Origin of the sequence: Streptomyces sp. NPDC057565 (assembly GCF_042801455.1) — a bacterium.
Lineage (GTDB): Bacteria > Actinomycetota > Actinomycetes > Streptomycetales > Streptomycetaceae > Streptomyces > Streptomyces yanii.
This window is the reverse complement of sequence record NZ_JBHVFU010000041.1, coordinates 19,621-44,784: the sequence shown is the minus strand read 5'-3', so window position 1 is coordinate 44,784 and position 25,164 is coordinate 19,621. Positions and strand designations below refer to the sequence as shown.

The window sequence follows — 25,164 nt, the reverse complement described above, 5'->3', positions numbered from 1 at the left end:
GCCTTTACGCGGACGGGGCGACGAGCCGGTAGCCGACCCCGCGCACGGTCTCGATCAGTGCGGGCAGCCGCAGCTTGGAACGCAGGGACGCGACATGCACTTCGAGCGTGCGCCCTGTTCCCTCCCAACTCGTGCGCCACACCTCGCTGATGATCTGCTCCCGGCGGAACACCACGCCGGGGCGCTGGGCGAGGAGCGCGAGCAGATCGAACTCCTTGCGGGTGAGCTGGACTTCGGCGCCGTCGACACTGACCCTGCGGGTCGGCAGCTCAATGTGGACATGACCGAGGCGCAGGGCGGCGACGGGCGTCTGCACCGTGTCCTCCCCGGCTGACTTTCGCCTGCTGACCGCATGGATACGGGCGAGGAGTTCACCGGTGTCGTACGGCTTGACGACGTAGTCGTCCGCTCCGAGGTTGAGGCCGTGGATCCGCGACCGGACATCGGCCCGCGCGGTCACCATGATCACGGGGATGGAACAGCGCTTGCGGATCTTCCCGCAGACCTCGTAACCGTCCTGGTCGGGCAGTCCGAGGTCGAGGAGTACGACGCCGAAGGGCTCTGCCTCCGCCGGCAGCAGGGCCTTCAGGGCCTCCTCGCCGCTGCGCGCGTGCACGACCTGGATGCCGTGCCGGGCGAGCACCGCGGACAGGGCGGCCGCCACGTGGTTGTCGTCCTCGACGAGCAGCAGCCTCATGGCCCTCCTTCCTCTCCGCTTTCGCATCGTGGTGCAGACTTCCCGCACTCCCCGGTGACTGTCCATCTTCCCGGTACTTCCCCGTACCGAGGTGTTTCACGTCATCACGTACCAGGGCATCCACTCCGATGACCGGTACGCCAGTCAAGGGCCCACCTATTACATCGGGGTTTCCGTTATGCACCCGGTACGCCCCCGGTACCTCTCCCGTCGTCCCGTTCACGCGGAGTGTCCGGTTGCCGCCGGATCGTTATGCTCAATTTCCGCTCAGATGTGATGACGGTGGTCGCACTGCGTCACTAAGGTCCTTCCCAACCGAGGAGGACGGAGCAAAAAGCCGATGAGCGGAGTTTCAGTGACCAAGGCCGCCGAGGATGCCGTGCCCGCGGCGAACGACCTTGTCGTACTGAGCAACGTCAACAAGCACTTCGGCGCGCTGCATGTGCTCCAGGACATCGACCTGACCATCGCACGGGGCGAGGTCGTGGTTGTGATCGGACCTTCCGGGTCCGGAAAGTCCACGCTGTGCCGCACGATCAACCGCTTGGAGACGATCGACTCGGGCGCGATATCGATCGACGGCAAGCCGTTGCCCCAGGAGGGCAAGGAGCTGGCCAGGCTGCGTGCCGATGTCGGCATGGTCTTCCAGTCGTTCAATCTCTTCGCGCACAAGACGGTGCTCGAAAACGTGATGCTGGGGCAGCTCAAGGTCCGCAAGGCGGACAAGACGGCTGCCGAGGAGAAGGCGCGTTCGCTGCTCGACCGGGTGGGCGTGGCGACGCAGGCCGACAAGTACCCCTCGCAGCTCTCCGGAGGCCAGCAGCAACGTGTGGCCATCGCAAGGGCGTTGGCGATGGACCCCAAGGTCATGCTCTTCGACGAGCCGACGTCCGCGCTCGACCCGGAGATGATCAATGAGGTGCTGGAAGTCATGCAGCAGCTCGCCCGGGACGGCATGACCATGGTCGTCGTCACCCACGAAATGGGCTTCGCACGCTCGGCGGCAAACCGTGTCGTCTTCATGGCGGACGGGAAGATCGTCGAAGAGGCGTCGCCCGACCAGTTCTTCAGCAACCCGCGCAGTGACCGGGCCAAGGACTTCCTTTCGAAGATCCTGCACCACTGATTTCCGGATCAGCTGTTCACTCACATCGCGTCATCGCGTCAACACTAGGGAAGTTCACCATGCAGCTTCGTAAGGTCACCGCCGCATCGGCCGCCGTGCTCGCGCTCGCCCTCACCGCCACCGCCTGTGGCTCCTCCGACGACAAGGGCGGCGACTCGGCCGGCGGCGGCAAGAAGATCACCATCGGCATCAAGATCGACCAGCCCGGTATCGGTCTGAAGACGCCCGACGGCAAGTACACCGGTTTCGACGTCGATGTCGCCACGTACGTCGCCAAGGAACTCGGCTACGACGCCAAGGACATCACCTTCAAGGAGACCAAGAGCGCCGACCGCGAGACGGCGATCGAGCGCGGGGACGTCAAGTTCATCGCCGCCTCCTACTCGATCAACGACGAGCGTCTGCAGAAGGTCGACTTCGCCGGTCCGTACCTGCTGGCGCACCAGGACATCCTCGTCCGTGCCGACGACGACTCGATCAAGTCCCCGGCCGACCTGAACAGCAAGAAGCTGTGCTCGGTGACCGGCTCGACCTCGGCGCAGAATGTCAAGGACAAGCTGGCGCCGAAGGCCCAGCTGCAGGAGTACGGCGGCTACTCCGAGTGCCTCACCGGCCTGGAGAACAAGGCTGTCGACGCACTGACCACCGACGACAGCATCCTGGCCGGTTTCGCCTCGCAGAAGGACTTCCAGGGGAAGTTCAAGCTGGCCGGCTTCAAGATGAGCAACGAGAACTACGGCATCGGCCTGAAGAAGGGCGACGCCGACCTCAAGAAGAAGATCAACGACGCGCTCACCAAGATGGTCTCGGACGGTTCCTGGGACAAGGCGGTGAAGGCCAACTTCGGTCCGGCGAACTACAAGAACGAGCAGGCCCCGAAGATCGGCAACATCGTCAAGTGAAGCAGGGCTGACCCGGCGCGCCGTCCGTGAACGGCGGCGCGCCATGCCCTCCTACACGCGGAAGCGCGGGAGATCGTGTTCGACTTTCTTGAAGGTTACGACCTGTTGGGGGCCTTCTGGGTGACGGTGCAACTCACCGTCTACTCGGCCCTCGGCTCCCTCATATGGGGAACGCTGCTGGCCGGCATGAAGGTCAGCCCGGTCCCGCTGATGCGCGGTTTCGCCACCGCCTATGTGAACGTCATCCGGAACATCCCTCTGACCGTCATCATCGTCTTCTCGTCGCTGGGCCTCTTCCAGACGCTCACCATCAGCCTCGGAGCCAGCGATTTCAAGGACATCAACTTCCGGCTCGCGGTGCTCGCGCTGGTCGTCTACACCTCCGCGTTCGTCTGTGAGGCGCTCCGGTCGGGCATCAACACCGTGCCGGTCGGCCAGGCGGAGGCAGCGCGCGCCCTCGGACTGAGCTTCACCCAGGTGCTGCGGCTGATCATCCTCCCGCAGGCCTTCCGCTCGGTCGTCAACCCGCTGTCCAACGTGCTGATCGCGCTGACGAAGAACACCACGGTCGCCTCCGCGATCGGGGTCGCCGAAGCCTCGTACCTGATGAAGGGCATGATCGAGGCCGAGGCCCAGCTGATCCTGATCTCCGCGGTCTTCGCGTTCGGCTTCATCGTTCTGACCCTCCCGACCGGCCTGATCCTCGGCTGGGTGAGCAAGAAGGTGGCGGTGAAGCGATGACTTCCGTCCTCTATGACGCCCAGGGGCCGCGCGCCAAGCAGCGCAACGTCCTGTACACGGCGCTGTTCGTCCTGTGCGCCGCAGCCGCGGTGTGGTGGGTGTACGACAGCCTCGCTGCCAAGCACCAGCTCGACTGGATCAAGTGGAAGCCCTTCTTCACCAGCTCCCAGCCCTGGGAGACGTACCTCTGGCCGGGCCTGCAGAACACGCTCAAGGCGGCGTTCTTCGCCCTGATCATCGCACTGCCGCTCGGCGCCCTGTTCGGGATCGGCAGGCTCTCGGAACACCGATGGGTACGGATGCCGGCCGGCGTGGTCGTGGAGTTCTTCCGCGCCATCCCGGTGCTGATTCTGATGATCACCGCGAACGCGGCGTACTCTGAGTACACAAACATCAGCACCGATGTGCGCCCGCTGTACGCCGTGGTGACCGGCCTGGTCCTCTACAACGCCTCGGTGCTCGCCGAGATCGTGCGGGCCGGTATCCACTCCCTTCCCCAGGGCCAGACGGACGCGGCCAAGGCGATCGGCATGCGCAAGGGCCAGATCATGGTGTACGTGCTGCTGCCGCAGGCGGTGACCGCGATGCTGCCCGCTATCGTCAGTCAGCTCGTCGTGATCGTGAAGGACACCGCGCTCGGTGGTGCGGTGCTGACCTTCCCCGAGCTGCTGGCATCGGTCCGCCCGATGAGCGCGAACTACGGCGCGAACACCATCGCGTGCTTCACGATCGTCGCCGTGCTGTACATCGTGGTGAACTTCGCGCTCACCTCGTTCGCGGGCTGGCTGGAGGGCCGGCTGCGGCGCGGGAAGAAGAGCACGGGCGCCGTGGTCGGTGCCGCACCCGGCGGCGAACTGGAGACCATCGGCGCGCCGGCGCTCAAAGTCGATGGCGGAAGCGCCGTCTGACGGTTCGTCGGCAATGGCTGCGGAAGGGCGCCGGTGTATGCACCGGCGCCCTTCGCCGCGCTCGGGTGTCACTTGACGCAAGCACCGGCAGTGGGTTGCATACGTTCTGTGATCGCCGACCGAGCCCCCACTTCCGCTTCCACTCCTCCGACCGCACGGGCCCAGGGAGTCGCGCCGTGGACCCGGTGATCGTCGTCGGCGCCGGGCCCGTCGGCCTGACGCTGTCGCTCGCCCTCGCCGCGCAGGGCGTTCCCTCCCTCGTCCTCGACGAGGATCCGGGGAGGGACGAGACCCGTCCCGCCCGGACGGTGGTGCTGCGCGAGGACACCGCGGCCCTGGTGGAGCGGCTCGGGTGCAAGGCGCTCCGGGACGAGGGCGCCCACTGGACGGGCTGGCGCTCCATGCGCCGCAAGCGGCTGGTACGCGAACTGCGCCTCGGCGCGGACTCCCCGCACGGTGATCCGCTCCCGGCCCCACTCCATCTGCCCCAGCACGCCCTGATGCGCGGGCTGCGGGCCGCAGTCGCCGGGCAGGAGCTGGTGCACATGGCGCCGCCCAGCCGGATCGACACCCTTGAGCAGGATCCGGCCGGGGTCACGGTGCACACCAGGGAACCCGATTCGACCTGGTGGCGCGGGAGTTACCTGGTCGGCTGCGACGGCGCCAGATCCACCGTCCGCAAGCTCCTGGACATCAGGTTCCCGGGGCGCACAGCGGTGGAGCGACACGCCGTCGCCGCGCTGCGCACCGATCTGCCCTGGCCCGGCGAGGCCGTGCTGCACCGGCTGCCACCGTGGCGCACCGGGGGCGCCGAGGTCACCGCGCGCCCGCTGCCGGACAGTGCGTGGCGGCTGGACTGGCTGCTCCCGCCACGCGGCGAGCTCGTCACCCCCGACGCCCTGATCACCCAGGTGCGGGATACTCTCGTGGGCTGGTGCGGCGGCGATGCCCCGCCGTACGAACTGCTGGACACGGGCGTGTACACGCTGCATCACCGGCTGGCCCGGCGATGGCGGGTCCAGCGGGCGTTCCTTGCCGGGGACGCCGCCCATCTCCTCGGTGCACTCGGTACGCAGGGGCTCGACGAAGGGCTGCGGGACGCCGAGAACCTGGCCTGGAAGCTGGCGCAGGCCTGGCATCACGGCGCTTCCGACGTGCTGCTCGACAGCTACCAGGCGGAGCGCCGGGCCGCGGTCGCCTCCCGGCTGCGCGCGGCGGACCAGTCGCTGCCGATACTGCGCGGCGGCGGAGGACTGCGGACCATCGTCCCAGGGAGCGCACGGGGGCACGATTCACTGCTGGCCGACGGTCACCTGGGGTGCGGCCCACTGGGTGCGCCCCCTTCGTACTCGCACTCCCCCCTTGCGCCTGCGTACGCGGAGGCGCACACATCGGTGAGTACGCCCCCGGGCGCGCCGGTCGACGATGTACGGGTGACGGCGCCCGACGGCACGACCGTACGGCTGCGCGAGCGGCTGGGGCGGGGCCGTCTGCTGGTCGTGCTGGTCGCTCCGGGAACCGGGGTGTGGGACCGGCGCCACTGGTTGACCGCGGGCGTGATGCCCCGGCTCGTCGAAACGGTCGACGCCCTGCCGATGAGGGGGGAACTGCTGGTGACCGAGGCCTACCCGGGTGCCACGGCCCATACCGTGCTGCTGGTCAGGCCGGACGGGCATCTGGTGGCATCGTTCGGCGGGGTCCGGCCCGCGGAAATTTTCGAGGCTGCGGACGCGGTGCGCGGCGGTGCGCCACGTGCCTCCGTACGCTCCGACCGGACCGCGGACATCAATTGACCCCCACGGGCAGCACATGGTGTACTCCGAAATGTGACCGACACCGATGTGCGCCTGTGGCGGAGGGTCCATATGGACCTCGTCCGCTATGCGGGCTGCGTGTGTCGCCCGTCCTGCTGAATCGCCTCTCCCTGCCGCGGCGCGCGCTCCGTCGCACGCCGGGCATCACGCGCGAACTCTCAGGACGGTCACTGTGTCTGCCTCTCCCCCACCTTCTGTACGCACGCCTTCTGCCGGCCCGGACTCCGGTGCCGGTCCCACGGCGGCGGAACTGCTCGACTTCGTCCGTCGTACGGCAGCGGACGCCGGTCTGATCGCCTCGCTCCCCCTCGACCCCGAGGGCCGTACCTGGATCCGGCTCGACGGACCCGGCGGCAGCGAGGCCTGGCTGATCGGCTGGCCGCCACGCACCGGCACCGGCTGGCACGACCACGCCGACTCGATCGGCGCCTTCACCACCGCGGCCGGCACGCTCAGGGAGCATTCGCTCGCGGCCAGGCTGCCCGCCGACGGCTGGAGAACCCTCGAACTGGCCGAAGGTGTCGACCGGTCCCGGCAGTTGACGGCCGGCCGGGGCAGGGCGTTCGGCCGGCACCATGTGCACGAGGTGCTGAACGAATCCGGCACCGAGCACGCGATCTCGGTGCACGCGTACTATCCGCCGCTGCCGCAGATCAGGCGCTACAGCCGTACCGGTGCGCTACTCCGTCTCGAGCACATCGAACGCCCGGAGGACTGGCAGTGAGTGACGGGCACAACAACGGTGCGGCGCGGGTGGGGATCGACGAACTGCTGGAGCGGGTCCGGGCCGGGTACGACCGCATCGGCCCGCACGAGGCGATCGCCGCCGCAGCGGACGGCGCCCTGCTGGTGGACATCCGCTACGCGGCGCTGCGCGAGCGGGACGGGCTGATTCCGGGGGCACTGGTCGTCGAGCGCAATGAGCTGGAGTGGCGGCTCGACCCGCAGGGCAGCCATCGCGCGCCGGAGGCGGTCAGCCACGATCTGCAGGTGGTGGTGGTCTGCAACGAGGGGTACGCGTCGAGTCTCGCGGTCGCGTCCCTGAGGCAGCTGGGGCTGCACCGGGCGACGGATCTGATCGGCGGGTTCCAGGCCTGGCGGGCGGCGGGCCTGCCGGTCGGCGCCTGACCGGTGGCTGTCCCGGCCGCGCTGCGCCCTGCGCTGTGCCGCCCGCCACCGGCCGGCGGTGTCACTGCCTGGACGTCGCCACCTCCACCGGGCTGACCTTGAGTGCCAGCCGGCCGGGCAGCGTCGACGCGACGAGTGCCAGCAGTGCGGCTGCGCCCACCACCGTCACGTACACCGACGGCAGGACGCTGGGCGCCGCGCTGCCGGTCATGCCGATGCTGAAGGCGGTCAGCACGGCGAGGGCGATGCCGGTGCCGACGACGGCGGCGATCAGCAGAAGCGACAGGGCTTCGATACGGAGCATCCGCAGAACCTGGCGTCGAGTGGCACCGGCCAGCCGGAGCATGGCGAACTCCCGGATCCGCTCGGACGCCGACATGGCGAGGGTGTTGACGACCGCGATCGCGGTGAAGGCGAGGACCAGGCCCATGGCCAGATAGTTGACCTCTGCGTTCTGCTGCTGTCGGTCCGCCCGGAGCCGGTCGGCGGTGGCAGGGGCGAGCACGGCGATGCCGGGGAACTTCTGCAGTGCGGCGGCGAGCCGACTGCGGTCGCTCTCTCCGGCGACCAGGACCGTGGCGGCGAGGGGGTTGTCCATGTGACGGGCGACCAGATCGTGGGGCAGGGTCAGATCACCGAAACCGAGGCCGCGAGTGTAGACCGCGGCGACGGTGAGGGTGGTGGGTGTGCCGTCGCCGAGGTGCACTGTCAGCTCGCTGCCGGCGTGCAGCCCCAACTGTTCGGCGGCGAGTTCACTGATCGCGGCGGTGTCGGGACGGGCGGCGAAACCGGCGAGCGAGCCGCTGGTCACCTCGGGGTCCCAGGTGCGGGAGAGGCCGGCCTGGGTGACGCCCTGAGCCGTGAACTTCTCGAGGCCGACCCTGACCGTGGTCCGTACGACCTCGGTGACGGCCGTCACGCCCTGCGTCCTGCGCACGGTCTCGGCGGCGGCGGACGGGACTCCGGGCCCCTGGGAGGAGAGGACCCAAGTGGCACGGGTTCCTTCACGGGACTGGGCGCGGGCGGCGTCACCGAGGGTCGGCTGGACGAAGAGAACCGTGCAGGTCATCGCGATGAGAAGAGTGAGCGGGGTGACGACGGCGGCCATCCGGGTGGAGTTTCCACGGATGTTCGCGGTGGCCAGCGTGCCCCCGGAACCGGCAGGCCGGAGCGGGCCTGCGAACAGTGCCGCCGCCACCTTGACAAGAAGCGGTCCGAGCAGCGACACGGCCGTGGCCAGTACCACGACGGCCAGGAAGGTGACGGGGGTCGAGGCCGCCTCGGTGCGCAGGCTGCCGAGTACGGCGACGAGCGCTCCGCCGCCCGCGAGCAGCACCAGACCTGCGGCGATCCGGACCGCGGCCGGCCGCTCGCGCTCGACCGTGGACTCGGCCATGGCCTCGGCAGGGCGGATACGGGCGATCCTGCGGCCGGAGATCCTGGCGGCTGCCCAGGCGCCGAGGAGGGTGACGGCGAGGGCGGCGAAGACCGGGAAGATGCCCGCGGTGCGTTCCAGCGACGGTGGGATCGCGCCCATGTCGATGAATCGACTGTGGAGCCAGCCGGCGAGCGGCAGTCCGGCGAGCGAGCCCAGCACGCCGGCCACGGCCCCGACGAGCAGCGCCTCACGCCCGAGAAGACGGCGGACCTGGCGCGGTGTGGCGGCGACGGCGCGCAGCAGGGCCAGTTCACGGTGGCGCTGCTGGATGGAGAGCGCAAAGGTGCCGACAACCACGAGGATCGCGACGAGGAGTGAGGTGCCACCCATCGCACCGCCCATGGAAACGAGCTTGATCCTGGCGCCCGCGGCATCCAGGAACTCGACGGGGCCGCGGTCATCTCCTGTGGAGACCTGCGCGGTGGTGCCACCGAGCGCCTGCTCCACCTGCCGCTTCAGCCGGTCGAGGTCCGTGCCCGGCGCGGGCACCACACCGATGGCGGTGACCTGGCCGGGACGGGCGGAGAGGCGGGCGGCCTCGGCACCGGAGAAGAAAAGGGAGGTCTGCTGCCGGAGGTCGCCGCGGTGGGCCGGGGCCGCGACACCGCTGATGCGGTACGGGCGGGGAGCGCCGGTGGACTGCACGGTGAGCCGGTCTCCGGGCTTCAGGCCGGTCCGCTCGGCGAGACTCCGGTCGATCACCACGTCGTCGGCGGAGACGGGGGGACGGCCCGCGGTGAGAGCGAAGGGAGTGAGGGAGGCGGAGGCCCAGGAGTGTCCGTACGAGGGCGTGGAGGATGTGGCGGGCTTGCCGGTGGACCGGGCAACGGGCACGGCGAGGAAGGTGAGTTCGGGGACCACCTCGCGTACACCGTCCACGTTCCGGATCCGGTCCGCGGTGGCTGCGGGGAGCCAGGCGCGCTCAGCCACGGGTTTCGCCTTGTGCTTGACCTTCGTCTTCCCGTTGCCCTTGTGCTTGACGGTGGTCCGGTGGACATTCTGGTCGGCGGAGACGATGAGGGGAGCCGCGGCATAGCGCTCGGTCTCGATCCGTCCGCGCAGGCCGGTCTCCAGGAGCGTGCCGCAGGCGGTGACAAGGGCAGCGGCGCACATCAGAGCCAGCAGGGTGCCGAGGAACCCGCCCTTTCGGTCTCGGATCGTCTGCAGGGCGTAGCGCAGCATCATGATGCGTCCGTCTCTCTCGTGTCGTGGTCGGCGGCCGAGGGCGGGGCCGGGAAGGCGAGCAGCCGGGTGTGGACGATGCGGGCGCCCGGCGGAGTGTCGGCGTCGGACCGCTTGTAGCGGTTCATGAGCGCGATGTACTCCTCGAAGAACGCGCGGAGTTCGGGGAGCGTGAGCCGGATGGCGCCGCGTGAGTACGGGAACGCGTCGGCCCACTCGCCCCGTTCGCCGCTGTCGCGCTGAAGCTGCTCGAAGAGTGCGAGGTCGGCGGCGTATGCGTGGCGGTTCAGTTCGTCCATGGCGAGGCGCACCTCGGGGCTCTGGCGGGACCGGGGCGGGAAGCGTCGGTCGCCGGGAACGGCCCGCCACCACCTCGCCCGACGCCCGTCCGGCTCTTCGGCCGGGACGTCCTCCACGAAGCCGTACCGGGCCAGTTCACGCAGGTGGTAGCTGGTGGCCCCGGTGTTCAGCCCGAGGGCGCGGGCAAGGATCGCGGACGTCGCGGGGCCGTGCAGGGTGAGGTGTTGAAGGATCTGCTGCCGCCTCGGCTGCGCGAGCGCTCCGAGAGCGGCCAGCTCTGTGATGTCGGTGCCACCGGACTTCTCTGCCATGCGTCACACACTGCTCTGTGCACAGATACCTGGGCACTGGAGCGCGTCGGCGTCTTCGTACGGGGGTTTTCCCCCGGCAGCTGCTGTCGTGTCTCCCCTCGGAACCGCTCCGGAACCGACCGGGATCCGACCCGGCACGCACCCGAATGGCTCACCCCGGTGGAGCACCTTCACCACAAGGCAGACATTCACCTCATACAAGGGATCGATATGACGGAGATGCCACGCAGATGCCGAACGCCGCCCTCACCCCCGACCAGCTCGACCGTCAGGCCGCCCGCCTCCATGACACGGACGCCTGGCAGCAGATCGTCACGGGCTGGGACATCACCATCCCCGAACCGGTGCGTTCCGCCTCACCCGGCTCCCTGCCGCACCCGGCGGACCGGCATCCGGCAGACTGGCGCGATCTGCTGTCCGTGCCCGTCCATCAGCTGATCGCCGACTCGGTCCGCTCCGTGCCCCCGGCCGCCCCGCGCGAGCGCCCCCTCCCCGGGCGCCTCGGCGCAATCCTCCCCGATCGGTTCCACAGCTGGCGCCGCATCGGGCAGCCCGAACTGCGGCCCTCCACCCACCTCGCCTACGCGCGGCAGATCCTGACCGAGTGGGGCTGGCAGAACACCCCGTACCGGCTGCGGAACGCCCGCGGTGCCCGGTGCGTCTGCGGCGCCCTTCTCACCGCACACCGCCTGGGCTACGGCTCCCTCGACACCGTGGACCGGGCCGGCGCCTGGATCGTCGCCGAGCTTCGCTCGCAGGGCTGGACCGACCTGATCGGCCCCTGGAACCGACACCCCGGCCGCACCGCGGCGGATGCTGTGGCCCTGCTCGACGCCACCATTCGCCGCGCCTCACATGCCGGACAGTGACCTCCGCGCCTCCCCCGACCCGCAGCAACCTCAGCGTGCACACCGTCACCGTGCGTGCCCCCTGCGCGCAACGCCCGCGCCGTGTACATCCGCTGCGTGCACGCCCCCTGTGCGCACATCCCCGCACATACCGACAGGGACGCCGTCAGAACGGCTCGTCCAGGCCTTCCGTGTCCTCGCCCTCCGCTTCGAGTGCCTGACGCACCACTCGCAGGGCCATCCCCTCCCCGTACCCCTTGCGCGCGAGCATGCCCGCAAGGCGGCGCAGCCGCTTGTCGCGGTCCAGTCCGCGAGTGGAGCGGAGTTTGCGCGCGACGAGCTCGCGGGCCGTCTCCTCCTCCTGCTCGGAGTCGAGCTGCCCGACGGCCTCGTCGATCACCGTCGAGTCCACCCCCTTGGTGCGCAGCTCCCGGACGAGAGCGCGGCGGGCCAGCCCCCGGCCGTGGTGCCGGGACTCCACCCAGGCGTCCGCGAACGCCGCGTCGTCGATCAGTCCGACGTCCTCGAAACGCGACAGCACCTCTTCGGCTGCCTCGTCCGGGATCTCCCGCTTACGCAACACATCCGCAAGCTGCTTGCGGGTGCGCGGAGTCCCTGTGAGCAGCCGCAGACAGATATTGCGCGCCTGCTCGACCGGGTCTCGCGGCTCCCCCTTCTCGGCCCTCGACGAGGAAGGGGAACCGCTGTTCCTGGAGCGGGAGCGGGCACGACGGCCCGCACCCTCGCCGAATCCGCCGCCCGAGCCGGTGCCGTGACCGGCCTCCGGTCCGCATGCGGACTCGGACGCGGAATCGTCCGTGCGCCCGGCGGCTCCTGGGCCGGGACCGGCGCCGACGGCGCTGTCCGGCCACTCCGTACGACGCGTCACGGTCTAGCTCTTGGCCGCCGCAGCCTTGGCCGGCTTGGCCTTGCCGGCCGGAGCGGGCACCGACTTCGCGCCGTCGGCCGGAGCCGCAGCGCCGCCCGCCGCGTCCGCACCGGGCTCGGCACTCAGAGCCGCTTCCGGCCTGACGCCGATACCCAGCTTCTCGAGAATCTTCTTCTCGATCTCATTGGCGAGGTCGGGGTTGTCCTTGAGGAAGTTACGGGCGTTCTCCTTGCCCTGACCGAGCTGGTCGCCCTCGTACGTGTACCAGGCGCCTGCCTTGCGCACGAAGCCGTGCTCCACGCCCATGTCGATCAGACCGCCCTCGCGGCTGATGCCCTGACCGTAGAGGATGTCGAACTCGGCCTGCTTGAACGGCGGCGCGACCTTGTTCTTGACCACCTTGACGCGGGTGCGGTTGCCGACCGCGTCGGTGCCGTCCTTCAGCGTCTCGATGCGGCGGATGTCGAGGCGCACCGATGCGTAGAACTTCAGCGCCCGGCCACCGGTCGTGGTCTCCGGGGAGCCGAACATCACACCGATCTTCTCGCGGAGCTGGTTGATGAAGATCGCGGTGGTCTTGGACTGGTTGAGCGCGCTGGTGATCTTACGGAGCGCCTGGCTCATCAGACGGGCCTGCAGACCCACGTGCGAGTCACCCATCTCACCCTCGATCTCCGCGCGCGGCACGAGCGCCGCGACGGAGTCGATGACGATCAGGTCGAGAGCACCCGAGCGGACCAGCATGTCCACGATCTCGAGCGCCTGCTCACCGTTGTCCGGCTGGGACAGGATGAGGCTGTCGATGTCGACGCCGAGCTTCTTCGCGTACTCGGGGTCGAGGGCGTGCTCCGCGTCGATGAAGGCCACCGAGCCGCCGAGCCGCTGCGCATTCGCCACCGCGTGCAGCGTCAGCGTCGTCTTGCCGGAGGACTCCGGCCCGTAGACCTCCACCACACGGCCGCGCGGCAGTCCGCCGACGCCGAGGGCGACGTCGAGTGCGGTCGACCCGGTGGGGATCACCTCGATGGGCTCGTTCGGCCGCTCACCGAGGCGCATCACCGCGCCCTTGCCGAATTGCCGTTCAATCTGTGCGAGTGCGGCGTCCAGCGCCTTCTCGCGGTCGGTTCCTGCCATGGGTTCCACCCGATTTGCTTGAGTCGATCGCTTCACGTCAAAGACGCTAACCCCTGCCACTGACAATGGGCCTCGACGTCCTCCCGGCCTGTGGACAACTCCACGGTCGGGCCCGGGAAAACCCGGCCGGAATCCCATGAGAATGGATGTTCGATTTCAGTGTCAAGCGCACCACGCCGGACCGACCCGCCCCCAGAGTAGCGCCCTAGCATCGCGCATTTGGGGAGTCAAGGAAACGTGGTCGACCTCATGCTGGATTCCGACCATTGGGGACATCACCGGCAGAAGGAGTGGCCCTGGTCGCCGGCGCCACGCGCGGTGCGGGCCGAGGCATCGCCGTTCAGCTGGGAGCGGTCGGAGCGACTGTCTACGTGACGGGGCGGACGACCGGGACCCAACGGTCGGAGATGAACCGTTCGGAGAGCATCGAGGAGACCGCGGCTCTCGTGGACGAGGCGGGCGGCCACGGGATCCCGGTGCGGGTGGACCATCTCGTGCCCTCGGAGGTCTGCGCACTCGTGGCGCGCATCCGGCGCGACCACGGCTGCCTGCACGTTCTCGTGAACGACATCCGGGGAGCGGAGATCGAGTGGGGCACATCGGTCTGGGAGTCCTCCCTGGACACCGGCCTGCACACCCTGCGCCTTGCCGTCGACACCCACGCCATCACCAGCCACTACGCGCTTCCGCTCCTCATCGAGCAACCAGGGGGTCTGGTCGTCGAGGTGACCGACGGAACCGACGAGTACAACGCCGCAACCTACCGGGTCTCCTTCTTCTACGACCTGGCCAAGGCATCGGTGAACCGGATGGCGTTCGCCCTGGCGCACGAGCTGCAGCCGCACGGTGCGACCGCCGTGTCACTCACGCCCGGCTGGCTGCGCTCCGAGGCCATCCTCGATGCCTACGGCGTCACCGCGGCGAACCGGCGCGACGCGATCGCCCGCGCGCCGCATTTCGCCATCTCCGAGAGTCCCGCATTCGTCGGCCGGGCCGTGGCCGCGCTCGCGCAGGACCCGGAGGTCGCACGCTGGAGCGGACAGTCGTTGTCCAGCGGACAGTTGGCGCAGGTCTACGGCTTCACCGACCTCGACGGCAGCCGCCCCGACGCCTGGAGGTACGTCCCCGAGGTCCAGGACGCGGGCCTGCCGGCCGACGTGACGGGCTATCGCTGAGCCCACCCGCCGACCGCACCCGAACGCCCCCGCAACCCACGCTCCCGCACCGCACGCGCCACACAACCTGCCGGACCACCTGCCGTCCGGTTGCCGATTCAGGCCCGCGGACCCGGCACGTTCGACCGTTCGGCATCCGCGTCACCGTCGTTCCCCGGAGCCCCGGTCGTCGCGCGCCGCAGCCGTGAGAGCACCGACTCCCCGCGCCGCCACAGATGCCGGCCGTGCACCCGTGGGTCGTCCGTCACGTCGTAGCGCTTCACATAGGCACCGAGGAACGCCTGCAGCGTGGCGACGGCCGGGATCGCGATGAGCGCGCCCACGGCGCCCATCAGAGCCGTACCGGCGATGACCGAGCCGAAGGCGACCGCCGGATGGATGTCCACAGTCTTCGAGGTGAGCTTGGGCTGCAGCACATAGTTCTCGAACTGCTGGTAGATCACGACGAATCCGAGCACCCACAGGGCGTACCAGGGGTCGACGGTGAACGCGATCAGCATCGGCAGGGCGCCTGCCAGGTACGTACCGATCGTGGGAATGAACTGCGAGACGAGGCCGACCCAGACCGCGAGCGCCGGGGCGTACGGCACACCGAGGATCACCAGCAGGATGTAGTGCGCGATCCCGGAGATGAGAGCCATCAGTCCGCGCGAGTAGAGATAACCGCCGGTCTTGTCGACCGCGATCTCCCAGGCCCTCAGCACTTCGGCCTGCCTGGCGGGCGGCAGCACGGAGCACAGGGCGCGGCGCAGCCGGGGACCGTCGGCCGCGAAGTAGAACGAGAACAGGAAGATCGTCAGCAGCCGGAAGAGCCCGCCGAGCACGGTGGTCGAGACGTCGAGCACGCCGGTCGCACTGTTCTGGACGTATTTCTGCAGCCAGTCGGAGTGCAGCAGGCTGTCCTGAACCTCGACCCGGGAGAGATCGGTGCGGAAATTCTGGTTGATCCAGTTGATCACCGAGTCGAGGTACTTGGGGAATTCATCGACCATCTCGACGATCTGGCCCGCGAGCATCGAGCCGAGCAGCACGACGAACCCGGCGCCGGCGATCAGCACCGCGAGGAAGACCAGGAAGGTGGCCAGACCGCGGCGCATACCGCGCGCCGACATCCGGCTCACCGCAGGCTCTATGGCGAGCGCCAGGAAGAAGGCGATCAGGATATTGATCAACAGCCCGATGAGCTGGTCGAACGCCCAGCTGCCGAGCCGAAAGCAGGCGTAGAGCGCCAGGGCGAGAACCATGGCTCGCGGCAGCCACGCGGGCATTCGGGCCGACCCGCTGCCGGTAGGCGGGGCCGTCGGTGGCGCGGCCGGCGGGACGGGCGGGGTCAGGGGCTGCTGGGTCTGAGCTGTCTCGTCTGTCGGTGCCACGCATCCAGTCTCGCCTACAGCTGCGACAGCCGGCCGCCCACCCCGGGAACAGCCGAGGTCCAACGATGGGCGGGCACGGCGTCAGCGTTTGTCGGCGGGAATGCCGACCGCCATGCAGACACCACGCCAGACGTCCTTCGCTTCCCAGCCGTCGGCCAGCGCCTGGTGCACCGTACGCCCGCCGAGCTCGGCCATCACATGATCGCGCGCAAAGGAGTCGGCGTACCCCGCACCGAAGTGGTCCGCCATCCGTTCCCAGAAAATCGTCAACCGCATGACTTCAGTATCCCGCTCCTGAGAGTGCAGCCGGGCCGCTACGCCTCGTAGAGAGCGCTTACCGCCCTACGGTCGGTCCATGGCCGGAACAGGAGCAAGCCCCCTCAAGCGTGCCGAGCAGTTCATCTGGCTCACCGCCCGCGTCCTCGAGCAGCGGCGGTTCGCCCATCACTTCCTGGGCGGGAGCGCGGACGCGGTGGAGACCGCGCTCGCCGCATATCTCAATGAGGACGGCGGATACGGTCACGCACTCGAACCGGATCTGCGGGGCCCCGTCAGCCAGCCGCTGCACACGGCCCATGCGCTCAGTGTCCTGGACTCCATCGGGCGCTGCAGCGGCCTGCGGGTGGAGCGGATCTGCCGCTTCCTGACCGATGCGTCGGCCAAGGAGGGGGCACTGCCCGCGCTCCTCCCCTCGCAGCGCGGCTATCCGGCCGCGCCGTTCATCCCGATCGTCGACGACCCTGCGGCCCAGTTGCTGGCCACCGGCCCCGTCGTCGGACTGCTGCACCGCAACGCGGTGTGGCACGCCTGGCTGTTCCGGGCCACCGACTTCTGCTGGGCGGCGGTCGACGCGCTGGAGAAGTCGCATCCGTACGAGATCGAAGCCGCGGTCGCCTTCCTCGACGGTGCTCCGGACCGGGCACGGGCGGAGGCCGCGGCAGACCGCCTCGGGCGGCTGGTACGGGAACAGCGGCTGGCCGTACTGGATCCGGAGCGGCGTGCGGAGTACCCGGTGGCGGCCGGCTACGCACCGGGCGAGCAGCATTTCCCGTACGACTACGCCCGCACCCCCGAATCGCTCGCCCGCAGATGGTTCACCGACGAGGAGCTGGAACGCTCGCTCGACCATCTGGCGGCCGAGCAGCAGGCGGACGGCGGCTGGCCGGTGAACTGGCGGCAGTGGGCACCGGGCACCGCCCTGGAGGGCCGCCCCCTGGTGACGCTGAAGGCGCTGCTGACGCTGCGGGCCCACGGCCGCAGCATCGGCTGAGACCGGGCGGCGCAGTCGCTTCCGACGCCGTCGTCATGCGGTGGTCGCGCCGTCGGGCCCCGGGGGTGGAGCCGTGCAACAGCGGGGCAGCGCCACAGCGGCTGCGAGGACCGGGGCGCGACGGACGGCGCAAGGGGCTCGGTGGGCCGAGCCCCTTGCACGTTGCCTGTCCGAGCGCACTGTCTGCCCGGCCAGGTTGTCTATCCGAGCGCACGCACCCCGGCCGTGACGACGACGGCAGCTCCCACGACCACCAGGAAGGGTGCGCGCAGCACCAGGGCGAGTGCGGCGGCAGCGAGCCCCGCACCCCGGGCGTCGAGCACCAGTTGCTGTCCGTTCCCGAAGGTCTGCTGCGCTGTGAGGGCCGCCAGGAGCGCCACCGGCAGGAGCGCGGCAAGACGCTGCACGAGCGGGCGTTCCAGTGCCCCTGCGGGGACCAGCAGTCCCAGCAGCTTCGCGAGGTAGCAGCCGGCGGTGGTGAGAGCGATCGCTGTCCATACGTTCATCGGGCGTCCTCCGCCGTGGTCGCGTCCTTGGCCGGTCTCTCAGTGGCCGATGCCTTCCTGCGTCCCATCAGGAAGAGGACGGCAGGTGCGGCGAGGGCGGCGAGCAGCACGGGTACGCCCGCGGGCAGCATGGGCAGCGCCCCCAGGACAAGCAGGACGGCGAGAGCGGCCGTGATGCGCTCCGTGGTGCTCTTCAGCATCGGAGCGAGCAGGGCGAGGAAGACGGCGGGGCTTGCCGCGTCCAGCCCCCAGGTGTCGGTGTCGCCGAGCGCCTCGGCGCCCAGCGCCCCCAGCAGTGTGGTCAGGTTCCACAGCACGTACAGGGTGAGTCCGGTGACGGTGAAGCCGATCCGTGCGGCCCGCCGGGTGGGCTGCGGCAGCGTCACCGCGGTCGTCTCGTCGATCACCCAGTGGGCGGCGAGCGGTCGCACGGCGCGCGGGAGGGCGAGCAGCTGTGACAGCCGCAGACCGTAGAAGGCGTTGCGTACGCCGAGGAAGAACGCACCGGCGGCGGCGGTGTACGGGTTTCCGCCTGCGGCAAGGGCGCCCACCAGCGCGAACTGCGAGGCGCCGGTGAAGACAAGGAGGCTGAGCGCGCAGGTCTGGAGCAGGCTCAGGCCGGAGCCCGCCGAGGTGACGCCGAAGGCGAAGCCGGAGAGGCCCACCGCGATACCGACGCCGAGCGCGTCGCGGATGACGGCCGCGTCCGGCTTCGCCTCGCCGACGGCGGCAATGCCATCGGCGGTGACGCCGTCGGCGGTCTCGCCGAGTCTCTCTGAGGATGCTGTCTGTTCTGGCACGTCCGGAACGCTACGCGGACGAATCAGGACCGGTCTTGTACGTTTTTGCGCGTTCGCGCTGGTAGGCGCCGGGTGGCACCCCCACGATCCGGGTGAAATGACGGTTGAGGTGCGGCTGATCGGTGAAGCCGACCTCTGCCGCCGCGTCCGCCGGCGCGATGCCCGCATCGAGCATCCGGCGCGCACGCCGCACCCGGGCATCGGTGAGCCAGGTGTGCGGCGGCATCCCGTACTGCTTCTTGAACGCACGCAGCAGGGCGAAGGGGCTGGTGCCGAGCTCGGCGGCCAACGTCTCCAGTGTCGGCGGCTCGGCCATACGGCTCTCCAGCACCGCACGCGCCCGCTCCGCGTCCCGGGTGCCGGCCGACCGGGGAGCACGGGCGGGCAGCGCGCTGCCGTGGCGGCTGAGCAGCCGCGCGACCATGATCCGCAACATGCTGTCGGCGGCGAGCGCATTGCCCTCCTCGGCCGCCCGGTGCACCTCGCCGATGAGCCGGGCCGCCTCCGGGTCCAGGACGCTGGTCTCGGCGAAGCCGACCGTGCCGCGCAGCCGCGTCGTATCGGCCGCGATGTCGTTGATCACCTGCGCGGACGGGTACAGCGTGGCGTACACCCAGCCTTCGGGGGCCCCGGCCCGGGCGGTGTGCGGCACCTCCGGATTGATCATGACGACGGTGCCGGGACCCGCGTGCACGGTGCCGCCGGGCAGCCCGACGTCCTCAATGCCCCGGGTGATGGTGCCGAAGACATAGCCCTCGTGGCTGTGGCGCGGGAAGGTGTGGCGGACGTACCGGGCGCGCAGAAGATCGAGGTCGGGCAGTTCCGCGTACTGCCAGTACCTCGCCCACTCCCCCGCAGCCGAATCCGAATCCGGGGTCGGCCCCGGGACCGATCGTGCCGCCATACCCGGAATTCTCGCAGGTACGGGCCGTGGTCGGCGTCCGGTACCGGCCGTCCCCGCCCTCCGGTGCCGACCCTCGTCATCTCGTGGTGCCGACCCCGTCACCCTCCGACCTCACTCCGTTGTCAGTGGTCGGGTGCACGATGGGGGACATGGCCGGCTCTACTCTCGATGCGTTCTCCCCCGCCACCCGCAGCTGGTTCGCGGGTGCCTTCAGCGCGCCGACGTCCGCGCAGGAGGGCGCCTGGCGGGCGATCGGCGAGGGCTCGGACGTGCTGGTCGTCGCGCCCACCGGATCGGGCAAGACGCTCGCCGCGTTTCTCGCCGCGCTGGACCGGCTGGCAGCCGTTCCGCCGCCCGCCGAGGCGAAGAAGCGCTGCCGCGTGCTGTACGTGTCGCCGCTCAAGGCCCTCGCGGTCGATGTCGAGCGCAACCTCCGCTCGCCGCTGACCGGCATCCGCCAGGAATCGGTGCGCCTCGGCCTGCCCGAGCCCGACGTGCGGGTGGGTATCCGGTCGGGCGACACCCCGCCCGCCGAGCGCCGCTCCATGGCGACCCGCCCGCCGGACATCCTGATCACCACCCCCGAGTCGCTGTTCCTGATGCTGACGTCGTCGGCACGCGAGGCCCTGTCGGGGATCGAGACGGTGATTCTGGACGAGGTGCACGCCGTCGCCGGTACGAAGCGGGGCGCCCATCTCGCTGTATCGCTGGAGCGCCTCGACGAGCTGCTGCCGCGTCCCGCGCGGCGGATCGGTCTGTCGGCGACGGTCCGTCCGGTCGACGAGGTGGCGCGGTTCCTCTCCCCGCAGCGCAAGGTGGAGATCGTCCAGCCGCCGTCCACCAAACAGTTCGATCTATCGGTGGTCGTGCCGGTGGAGGACCTGGGCGAGCTCGGCGGTTCCCCCGCCACGGACCCGGACCAGGCGGGTCAGGCGGACAAGCCGTCGATCTGGCCGCATGTCGAGGAGCGGATCGCCGATCTCGTCCAGGCGCACCGCTCCACCATCGTCTTCGCCAACTCCCGCCGTCTCGCGGAGCGGTTGTGCAACCGGCTCAACGAGATCGCGTACGAGCGGGTCACCGGCGAGACGATGCCGGAGGCCCACTCCCCCGCCGAGATCATGGCCGAGTCCGGTGCGGCGAAGGGCGCCCCCGCGCTGCTCGCCCGTGCCCACCACGGTTCGGTCTCCAAGGAGCAGCGCGCCCAGGTCGAGGAGGACCTCAAGGCGGGCCGGCTGCCCGCCGTGGTCGCCACCTCCAGCTTGGAGCTGGGCATCGACATGGGTGCGGTCGACCTGGTGGTCCAGGTGGAGTCGCCGCCGTCGGTCGCCTCCGGGCTGCAGCGGGTCGGCCGTGCCGGACACCAGGTCGGAGCGGTCTCCACCGGAGTGGTGTTCCCGAAGTACCGGGGGGATCTGGTGCAGGCGGCGGTGGTCACCGAGCGGATGCGCACCGGCTCGATCGAGGCGCTCCGGATCCCGTCGAACCCGCTGGACGTGCTGGCCCAGCAGCTGGTGGCCATGGTCGCCCTGGACACCTGGCAGGTGGACGACCTGCTGGCCGTGACCCGCCGCGCGGCCCCCTTCGCCTCGCTCCCTGAATCGGCGTTCACGGCCGTGCTGGACATGCTGGCGGGCCGCTATCCGTCCGATGCCTTCGCCGAGTTGCGTCCGCGCGTGGTGTGGGACCGCATCGCCGGTACGGTCACGGGCCGCCCCGGCGCCCAGCGGCTCGCCGTCACCTCCGGCGGCACGATCCCCGACCGCGGGCTCTTCGGGGTCTTCCTCGCCGGGGCCGACCCCAAGAAGGGCGGCGGCCGGGTCGGCGAGCTGGACGAGGAGATGGTGTACGAGTCCCGGGTCGGCGATGTCTTCACCCTGGGCACCACCTCCTGGCGGATCGAGGACATCACCCGCGACCGGGTCCTGGTGTCGCCCGCCCCGGGCGTTCCGGGACGGCTGCCGTTCTGGAAGGGCGACCAGCTGGGCCGCCCGCTGGAGCTCGGTCGCGCGCTGGGCGCCTTCCTCCGCGAGATCGGCGGACTGTCACCCGAGGACGCCGGATCGCGGCTGCTCGCCGCCGGTCTCGACACCTGGGCCGCCGACAACGTCCTGTCGTACATCGACGAGCAGCGCGCCGCCTGCGGCCATGTCCCCGACGACCGCACCATCCTCGTCGAGCGCTTCCGCGACGAGCTGGGCGACTGGCGGGTCGTCGTGCACTCCCCCTTCGGCGCGCAGGTCCACGCCCCCTGGGCGCTGGCTCTGAGTGCGCGGCTCGCCGAGCGGTACGGCATGGATGCCCAGGTGATGCATGCCGACGACGGCATCGTGCTGCGGCTCCCCGACGCCGACATGATGGGCCTGGACCTCCTGGATTTCGATCCGTCCGAGGAACCGGTCCGGGAACCGGCTGCCCCGTTGGCCGCGGCATACGACAGCGACCAGCCTCCGGTCGGCGCCGCCGATGTCGCCTTCGACCAGGGCGAGATCAACCAGATCGTCACCGACCAGGTCGGCGGATCGGCCCTGTTCGCCTCCCGCTTCCGCGAGTGCGCGGCGCGCGCCCTGCTGCTGCCCCGTCGCAGCCCCGGCAAGCGCACCCCGCTCTGGCAGCAGCGCCAGCGTGCCGCCCAGCTCCTCCAGGTGGCCTCCGAGTTCGGCTCCTTCCCGATCGTTCTCGAAGCGGTCCGCGAATGCCTTCAGGACGTCTTCGACGTCCCCGGACTCGTGGAACTGATGGGGGACCTCGAAGCACGCCGCGTCCGCCTGGTCGAGGTGACCACCCAGGAGCCCTCGCCCTTCGCCCGCTCGCTCCTCTTCGGCTACGTCGCACAGTTCCTGTACGAGGGCGACTCGCCGCTGGCCGAACGGCGGGCGGCCGCGCTCTCGCTGGACTCCCGTCTCCTCGCCGAGCTTCTCGGCCAGGCGGAACTGCGCGAGCTGCTCGACGCCGAGGTGCTGGGCGAGCTGCAGCAGGAGCTCCAGTGGCTCACCGAGGACCGCCGGATCAAGGACATCGAAGGCGTCGCCGATCTACTGCGCGTCCTCGGTCCGCTCACCGAGACCGAGTTGGCCGAGCGCGGCGCCGAGCAGCCCTGGGCCGCGGAGCTCGCCTCGGCCCGCCGGGCCATCCGGGTCCGGATCGGCGGAGCCGACCACTGGGCGGCGATCGAGGACGCCGGCCGGCTGCGGGACGCGCTGGGCACGGCCCTCCCGGTCGGCGTCCCGGAGGCGTTCACCGAGCCGGTGAAGGACCCGCTCGGCGACCTCCTCGCCCGCTACGCCCGCACGCACGGCCCTTTCACCTCCACCCAGGCGGCTGCCCGCTTCGGTCTCGGCACCGCCGTCACGGACGGCGCGCTGCAGCGGCTTGCCGCCTCAGGCCGGATTGTGCAGGGCGAGTTCCACCCCGCCGGCATCGGCCAGGAGTGGTGTGACGCCACGGTGCTGCGCCGGCTCCGCCGCCGCTCGCTCGCCGCCCTGCGCCAGGAGCTGGAGCCGGTCCCGCCCGCCGCGCTCGCCGGCTTCCTTCCGCAGTGGCAGCACATCGGGAACAACAGCCTGCGAGGAATCGACGGACTGGCCCGCGCCATCGAGCAGTTGCAGGGCGCTCCGGTCCCCGCGTCGGCGCTGGAGAAACTGATCCTGCCGGGACGCGTCACGGGATACGCCCCCGCTCTGCTCGACGAACTCACCACCACCGGCGAGGTGATCTGGGCCGGTGCGGGTGCCCTTCCCGGCAAGGACGGCTGGCTGTCCCTCTATCTCGCCGACAGCGCGCCCCTGCTCCTCCCACCCCCGCACCCTCTCGAACTCAGCGCGCTGCACGAATCCGTCCTCACCGCACTGACCGGCGGATACGGGCTGTTCTTCCGGCAGATCGCCGATCAGGTACGCGCCACCACGCACCCGGACTGCACCGATCCGCAACTCGCCGACGCTCTCTGGGACCTGACCTGGTCCGGCCGGCTGACCAACGACACGCTGGCCCCGCTGCGTTCGCTCCTCGGCTCCGGACGCACGGCGGGATCGACGGCCCACCGCGCCAAGCGCAGCGTCCCGCGCGGCCGTTACGGCTCGCTCACCGCCACGGCCCGCCCCGCGTCGCGCACCGGTCCGCCCACCGTCTCGGGCCGCTGGTCCCTGCTCCCCGGAACCGAGCCCGATCCCACGCACCGCGCCCACGCCCTGGCCCGCACCCTCCTCGACCGGCACGGTGTGGTGACCCGAGGCGCGGTCCAGGCCGAAGGCGTCGAGGGCGGCTTTGCCGCGACGTATCGCATCCTTGCCGCCTTCGAGGACAACGGGCAGGCCCGCCGCGGCTATGTCGTCGAGGGGCTTGGGGCGGCCCAGTTCGCGATGGACGGTGCGGTCGACCGGCTCCGTGCGGTCTCCACCGCCCGCGACCGTACGGAACCGGGCTCGGCGCCCCGCGCCCTGGTGCTCGCGGCCGCCGACCCGGCCAACGCGTACGGCGCGGCCCTGTCCTGGCCCGAACCGCCGGACGGCGCCGGACACAGACCGGGACGCAAGGCAGGTGCCCTGGTCGTCCTGGTCGACGGCGAACTGACGCTGTACATGGAGCGCGGCGGCAAGACGCTGCTCGCCTGGCCGACCGACCCGGAGGACCCCGCGCTCCGGGCGGCCGCCGAGGCGCTGGCCGGTGCGGCGCGCGCGGGGGCACTCGGCACGGTCACGGTGGAGCGCACCAACGGCGCCTCGTCCCTGACCTCGCCGCTGGGCCGCACACTGGAGACGGCCGGATTCCACGCCACTCCAAGGGGCCTCCGACTGCGCGCGTGACCCCGCAGCACACCTCGGCCCGCACAGCGCCGCACGCACCCCCGATTCCCGCCCGCATGCCCACGCCGCACCGCGCATCATGGAGGTATGCCCGAAGGAGATACCGTCCTACAGACCGCCGAGCGTCTGCACAGCGTGCTGGCCGGTCAGGCCCTCACCCACTCCGACCTGCGCGTCCCCCGCTTCGCCACCGCGGACCTCACGGGCCGGACCGTTGTCGACGTCACCCCGCGCGGCAAGCATCTCCTCACCCGGATCGAGGGTGGCCTCACCCTGCACAGCCATCTGGGGATGGACGGCGCCTGGCGCCTCTACGCTCCGCGCGAGCGCTGGCGCGGGGGCCCGGGCCACCAGATCCGCGCGGTCCTCTCCACCGCCCACCACACCGCGGTCGGCTACCGGCTCCCCGTTCTCGAGCTCCTCCGCACAGCCGACGAGGAGAAGGCGGTCGGCCACCTCGGGCCCGATCTGCTGGGACCCGGCTGGGACCCCGACACCGCCCTGCGCAACCTGCTGGCCGACCCCGGCCGCCCCCTCGGCGAAGCCCTCCTCGACCAGCGCAACCTGGCCGGCATCGGCAACATCTACAAGGCCGAGCTCTGCTTCCTCGCGCGCGCCACCCCCTGGCTCCCCGTCGGTGAGCTGCCCGCCTCCACCGCCGCCCGTCTGGTCACCACGGCCAAGCAGCTCCTCGAAGCCAACCGCAACCGCACGGTCCGCACGACCACCCGAGCACAACCCAACGGATACGGCCCCCGTGAGCGTCTCTGGGTCTACGGCAGGACACACCGCCCGTGTCTGCGCTGCGGCACGCCCATTCGCGCGTCGGAACAGGACAATCGCCCCGCCTACTGGTGCCCCCGCTGCCAGTCAGGCCCCACACCATAGTTGACGCATCGTCAGATTCAGTCGT

23 protein-coding genes are annotated in these 25,164 nt (G+C 70.4%); 13 read left to right on the top strand and 10 right to left on the bottom strand.

The genetic code is table 11. The annotated features are described in order from the left end of the window. Positions 1–4: 4 nt before the first annotated feature. On the bottom strand, positions 5–697 hold the full coding sequence (locus ACFU8W_RS38510) for a response regulator transcription factor (RefSeq protein ID WP_345514371.1): 693 nt from the start codon (positions 695–697) through the stop codon (positions 5–7). 340 nt (positions 698–1,037) lie between these two features. Between ACFU8W_RS38510 and ACFU8W_RS38505 the strand changes: the two genes are divergently transcribed. From ACFU8W_RS38505 to ACFU8W_RS38470, 8 genes are all read left to right on the top strand, one after another. After that, a complete protein-coding gene (locus ACFU8W_RS38505; protein ID WP_358858882.1) occupies positions 1,038–1,823 on the top strand; it encodes an amino acid ABC transporter ATP-binding protein in 786 nt (261 codons plus the stop codon). 59 nt (positions 1,824–1,882) lie between these two features. Next, positions 1,883–2,725 (top strand): glutamate ABC transporter substrate-binding protein, encoded by an 843-nt coding sequence (locus ACFU8W_RS38500; RefSeq protein WP_384047859.1) that lies wholly within the window; start codon positions 1,883–1,885, stop codon positions 2,723–2,725. Between the two features lie 75 nt (positions 2,726–2,800). Next, positions 2,801–3,466, top strand: coding sequence for an amino acid ABC transporter permease (locus ACFU8W_RS38495; RefSeq protein WP_345514374.1), 666 nt, complete (start codon positions 2,801–2,803; stop codon positions 3,464–3,466). Beyond that, complete coding sequence (locus ACFU8W_RS38490) at positions 3,463–4,374, top strand: amino acid ABC transporter permease (RefSeq protein ID WP_384047856.1); 912 nt, start codon at positions 3,463–3,465, stop codon at positions 4,372–4,374. The genes ACFU8W_RS38495 and ACFU8W_RS38490 overlap by 4 nt, the downstream gene beginning before the upstream one ends. Positions 4,375–4,550: 176 nt before the next feature. After that, entirely contained in the window at positions 4,551–6,167 is a 1,617-nt protein-coding gene (locus tag ACFU8W_RS38485; RefSeq protein ID WP_384047853.1) for an FAD-dependent monooxygenase, read from the top strand. 33 nt (positions 6,168–6,200) lie between these two features. Then, positions 6,201–6,287: a putative leader peptide gene (locus ACFU8W_RS38480; protein WP_311605579.1), complete on the top strand. Its 87-nt coding sequence runs from the start codon at positions 6,201–6,203 to the stop codon at positions 6,285–6,287. A 73-nt stretch (positions 6,288–6,360) separates the two neighbouring features. Continuing rightward, a complete protein-coding gene (locus ACFU8W_RS38475) occupies positions 6,361–6,912 on the top strand; it encodes a cysteine dioxygenase (RefSeq protein WP_384047850.1) in 552 nt (183 codons plus the stop codon). Then, the gene (locus tag ACFU8W_RS38470) at positions 6,909–7,316 is read left to right on the top strand and encodes a rhodanese-like domain-containing protein (RefSeq protein ID WP_384047847.1); all 408 of its coding nucleotides are present in this window, start codon (positions 6,909–6,911) and stop codon (positions 7,314–7,316) included. The genes ACFU8W_RS38475 and ACFU8W_RS38470 overlap by 4 nt, the downstream gene beginning before the upstream one ends. A 61-nt stretch (positions 7,317–7,377) precedes the next feature. Here the strand turns inward: ACFU8W_RS38470 and ACFU8W_RS38465 are convergent, their stop codons facing one another. Further along, positions 7,378–9,939 (bottom strand): FtsX-like permease family protein, encoded by a 2,562-nt coding sequence (locus ACFU8W_RS38465; protein WP_384047844.1) that lies wholly within the window; start codon positions 9,937–9,939, stop codon positions 7,378–7,380. Continuing rightward, positions 9,936–10,547 (bottom strand): ArsR/SmtB family transcription factor, encoded by a 612-nt coding sequence (locus ACFU8W_RS38460; RefSeq protein WP_384047841.1) that lies wholly within the window; start codon positions 10,545–10,547, stop codon positions 9,936–9,938. Before ACFU8W_RS38460 ends, ACFU8W_RS38465 begins: the two co-directional genes overlap by 4 nt. Positions 10,548–10,777: 230 nt before the next feature. Between ACFU8W_RS38460 and ACFU8W_RS38455 the strand changes: the two genes are divergently transcribed. After that, positions 10,778–11,416 (top strand): hypothetical protein, encoded by a 639-nt coding sequence (locus ACFU8W_RS38455; protein ID WP_384047838.1) that lies wholly within the window; start codon positions 10,778–10,780, stop codon positions 11,414–11,416. A 145-nt stretch (positions 11,417–11,561) separates the two neighbouring features. On the opposite strand, the gene recX is transcribed toward ACFU8W_RS38455, so the two are convergent. Next, positions 11,562–12,284, bottom strand: coding sequence for a recombination regulator RecX (gene recX / locus ACFU8W_RS38450; RefSeq protein WP_384047835.1), 723 nt, complete (start codon positions 12,282–12,284; stop codon positions 11,562–11,564). A 3-nt stretch (positions 12,285–12,287) separates the two neighbouring features. Continuing rightward, positions 12,288–13,418, bottom strand: a complete 1,131-nt coding sequence (gene recA, locus ACFU8W_RS38445) for a recombinase RecA (RefSeq protein WP_345514385.1) — start codon at positions 13,416–13,418, stop codon at positions 12,288–12,290. 290 nt (positions 13,419–13,708) lie between these two features. Here recA and ACFU8W_RS38440 point away from each other — a divergent pair, with 290 nt between their 5' ends. Further along, a complete protein-coding gene (locus ACFU8W_RS38440; RefSeq protein WP_384047832.1) occupies positions 13,709–14,593 on the top strand; it encodes an SDR family oxidoreductase in 885 nt (294 codons plus the stop codon). Positions 14,594–14,691: 98 nt separating this feature from the next. On the opposite strand, the gene ACFU8W_RS38435 is transcribed toward ACFU8W_RS38440, so the two are convergent. Together ACFU8W_RS38435 and ACFU8W_RS38430 are read right to left on the bottom strand one after the other, a co-directional pair. Next, positions 14,692–15,861 (bottom strand): AI-2E family transporter, encoded by a 1,170-nt coding sequence (locus ACFU8W_RS38435; RefSeq protein WP_384047935.1) that lies wholly within the window; start codon positions 15,859–15,861, stop codon positions 14,692–14,694. Positions 15,862–16,047: 186 nt separating this feature from the next. After that, entirely contained in the window at positions 16,048–16,242 is a 195-nt protein-coding gene (locus ACFU8W_RS38430) for a DUF3046 domain-containing protein (RefSeq protein WP_384047829.1), read from the bottom strand. A gap of 79 nt (positions 16,243–16,321) precedes the next feature. Between ACFU8W_RS38430 and ACFU8W_RS38425 the strand changes: the two genes are divergently transcribed. After that, complete coding sequence (locus tag ACFU8W_RS38425; RefSeq protein ID WP_384047826.1) at positions 16,322–17,236, top strand: hypothetical protein; 915 nt, start codon at positions 16,322–16,324, stop codon at positions 17,234–17,236. 200 nt (positions 17,237–17,436) lie between these two features. Here the strand turns inward: ACFU8W_RS38425 and ACFU8W_RS38420 are convergent, their stop codons facing one another. Genes ACFU8W_RS38420 through ACFU8W_RS38410 form a run of 3 tightly spaced genes read right to left on the bottom strand, consistent with a single transcriptional unit; the run spans position 17,437 to position 19,446 of the window. Further along, the gene (locus ACFU8W_RS38420) at positions 17,437–17,742 is read right to left on the bottom strand and encodes an AzlD domain-containing protein (RefSeq protein WP_384047823.1); all 306 of its coding nucleotides are present in this window, start codon (positions 17,740–17,742) and stop codon (positions 17,437–17,439) included. Beyond that, the gene (locus ACFU8W_RS38415) at positions 17,739–18,542 is read right to left on the bottom strand and encodes an AzlC family ABC transporter permease (protein WP_384047820.1); all 804 of its coding nucleotides are present in this window, start codon (positions 18,540–18,542) and stop codon (positions 17,739–17,741) included. The genes ACFU8W_RS38420 and ACFU8W_RS38415 overlap by 4 nt, the downstream gene beginning before the upstream one ends. 10 nt (positions 18,543–18,552) lie before the next feature. Then, on the bottom strand, positions 18,553–19,446 hold the full coding sequence (locus ACFU8W_RS38410) for an AraC family transcriptional regulator (RefSeq protein ID WP_345514391.1): 894 nt from the start codon (positions 19,444–19,446) through the stop codon (positions 18,553–18,555). Between the two features lie 149 nt (positions 19,447–19,595). Here ACFU8W_RS38410 and ACFU8W_RS38405 point away from each other — a divergent pair, with 149 nt between their 5' ends. Next, positions 19,596–24,251: a DEAD/DEAH box helicase gene (locus tag ACFU8W_RS38405; RefSeq protein WP_384047816.1), complete on the top strand. Its 4,656-nt coding sequence runs from the start codon at positions 19,596–19,598 to the stop codon at positions 24,249–24,251. Positions 24,252–24,338: 87 nt separating this feature from the next. After that, positions 24,339–25,139 (top strand): DNA-formamidopyrimidine glycosylase family protein, encoded by an 801-nt coding sequence (locus tag ACFU8W_RS38400; protein ID WP_384047813.1) that lies wholly within the window; start codon positions 24,339–24,341, stop codon positions 25,137–25,139. The last annotated feature ends 25 nt before the right edge of the window (positions 25,140–25,164 follow it).

Bases quoted from the DNA above. Each gene is read 5' to 3' on its own strand.
- ACFU8W_RS38500 (WP_384047859.1), top strand. From the start codon at position 1,883: ATGCAGCTTCGTAAGGTCACCGCCGCATCGGCCGCCGTGCTCGCGCTC.
- ACFU8W_RS38510 (WP_345514371.1), bottom strand. From the start codon at position 697: ATGAGGCTGCTGCTCGTCGAGGACGACAACCACGTGGCGGCCGCCCTG.
- ACFU8W_RS38420 (WP_384047823.1), bottom strand. From the start codon at position 17,742: ATGAACGTATGGACAGCGATCGCTCTCACCACCGCCGGCTGCTACCTC.
- ACFU8W_RS38435 (WP_384047935.1), bottom strand. From the start codon at position 15,861: ATGCCCGCGTGGCTGCCGCGAGCCATGGTTCTCGCCCTGGCGCTCTAC.
- ACFU8W_RS38405 (WP_384047816.1), top strand. From the start codon at position 19,596: ATGGCCGGCTCTACTCTCGATGCGTTCTCCCCCGCCACCCGCAGCTGG.
- ACFU8W_RS38460 (WP_384047841.1), bottom strand. From the start codon at position 10,547: ATGGCAGAGAAGTCCGGTGGCACCGACATCACAGAGCTGGCCGCTCTC.
- ACFU8W_RS38465 (WP_384047844.1), bottom strand. From the start codon at position 9,939: ATGATGCTGCGCTACGCCCTGCAGACGATCCGAGACCGAAAGGGCGGG.
- recA (WP_345514385.1), bottom strand. From the start codon at position 13,418: ATGGCAGGAACCGACCGCGAGAAGGCGCTGGACGCCGCACTCGCACAG.
- ACFU8W_RS38455 (WP_384047838.1), top strand. From the start codon at position 10,778: ATGCCGAACGCCGCCCTCACCCCCGACCAGCTCGACCGTCAGGCCGCC.
- ACFU8W_RS38430 (WP_384047829.1), bottom strand. From the start codon at position 16,242: ATGCGGTTGACGATTTTCTGGGAACGGATGGCGGACCACTTCGGTGCG.
- ACFU8W_RS38425 (WP_384047826.1), top strand. From the start codon at position 16,322: ATGGCCGGAACAGGAGCAAGCCCCCTCAAGCGTGCCGAGCAGTTCATC.
- ACFU8W_RS38410 (WP_345514391.1), bottom strand. From the start codon at position 19,446: ATGGCGGCACGATCGGTCCCGGGGCCGACCCCGGATTCGGATTCGGCT.
- ACFU8W_RS38400 (WP_384047813.1), top strand. From the start codon at position 24,339: ATGCCCGAAGGAGATACCGTCCTACAGACCGCCGAGCGTCTGCACAGC.
- ACFU8W_RS38505 (WP_358858882.1), top strand. From the start codon at position 1,038: ATGAGCGGAGTTTCAGTGACCAAGGCCGCCGAGGATGCCGTGCCCGCG.
- ACFU8W_RS38490 (WP_384047856.1), top strand. From the start codon at position 3,463: ATGACTTCCGTCCTCTATGACGCCCAGGGGCCGCGCGCCAAGCAGCGC.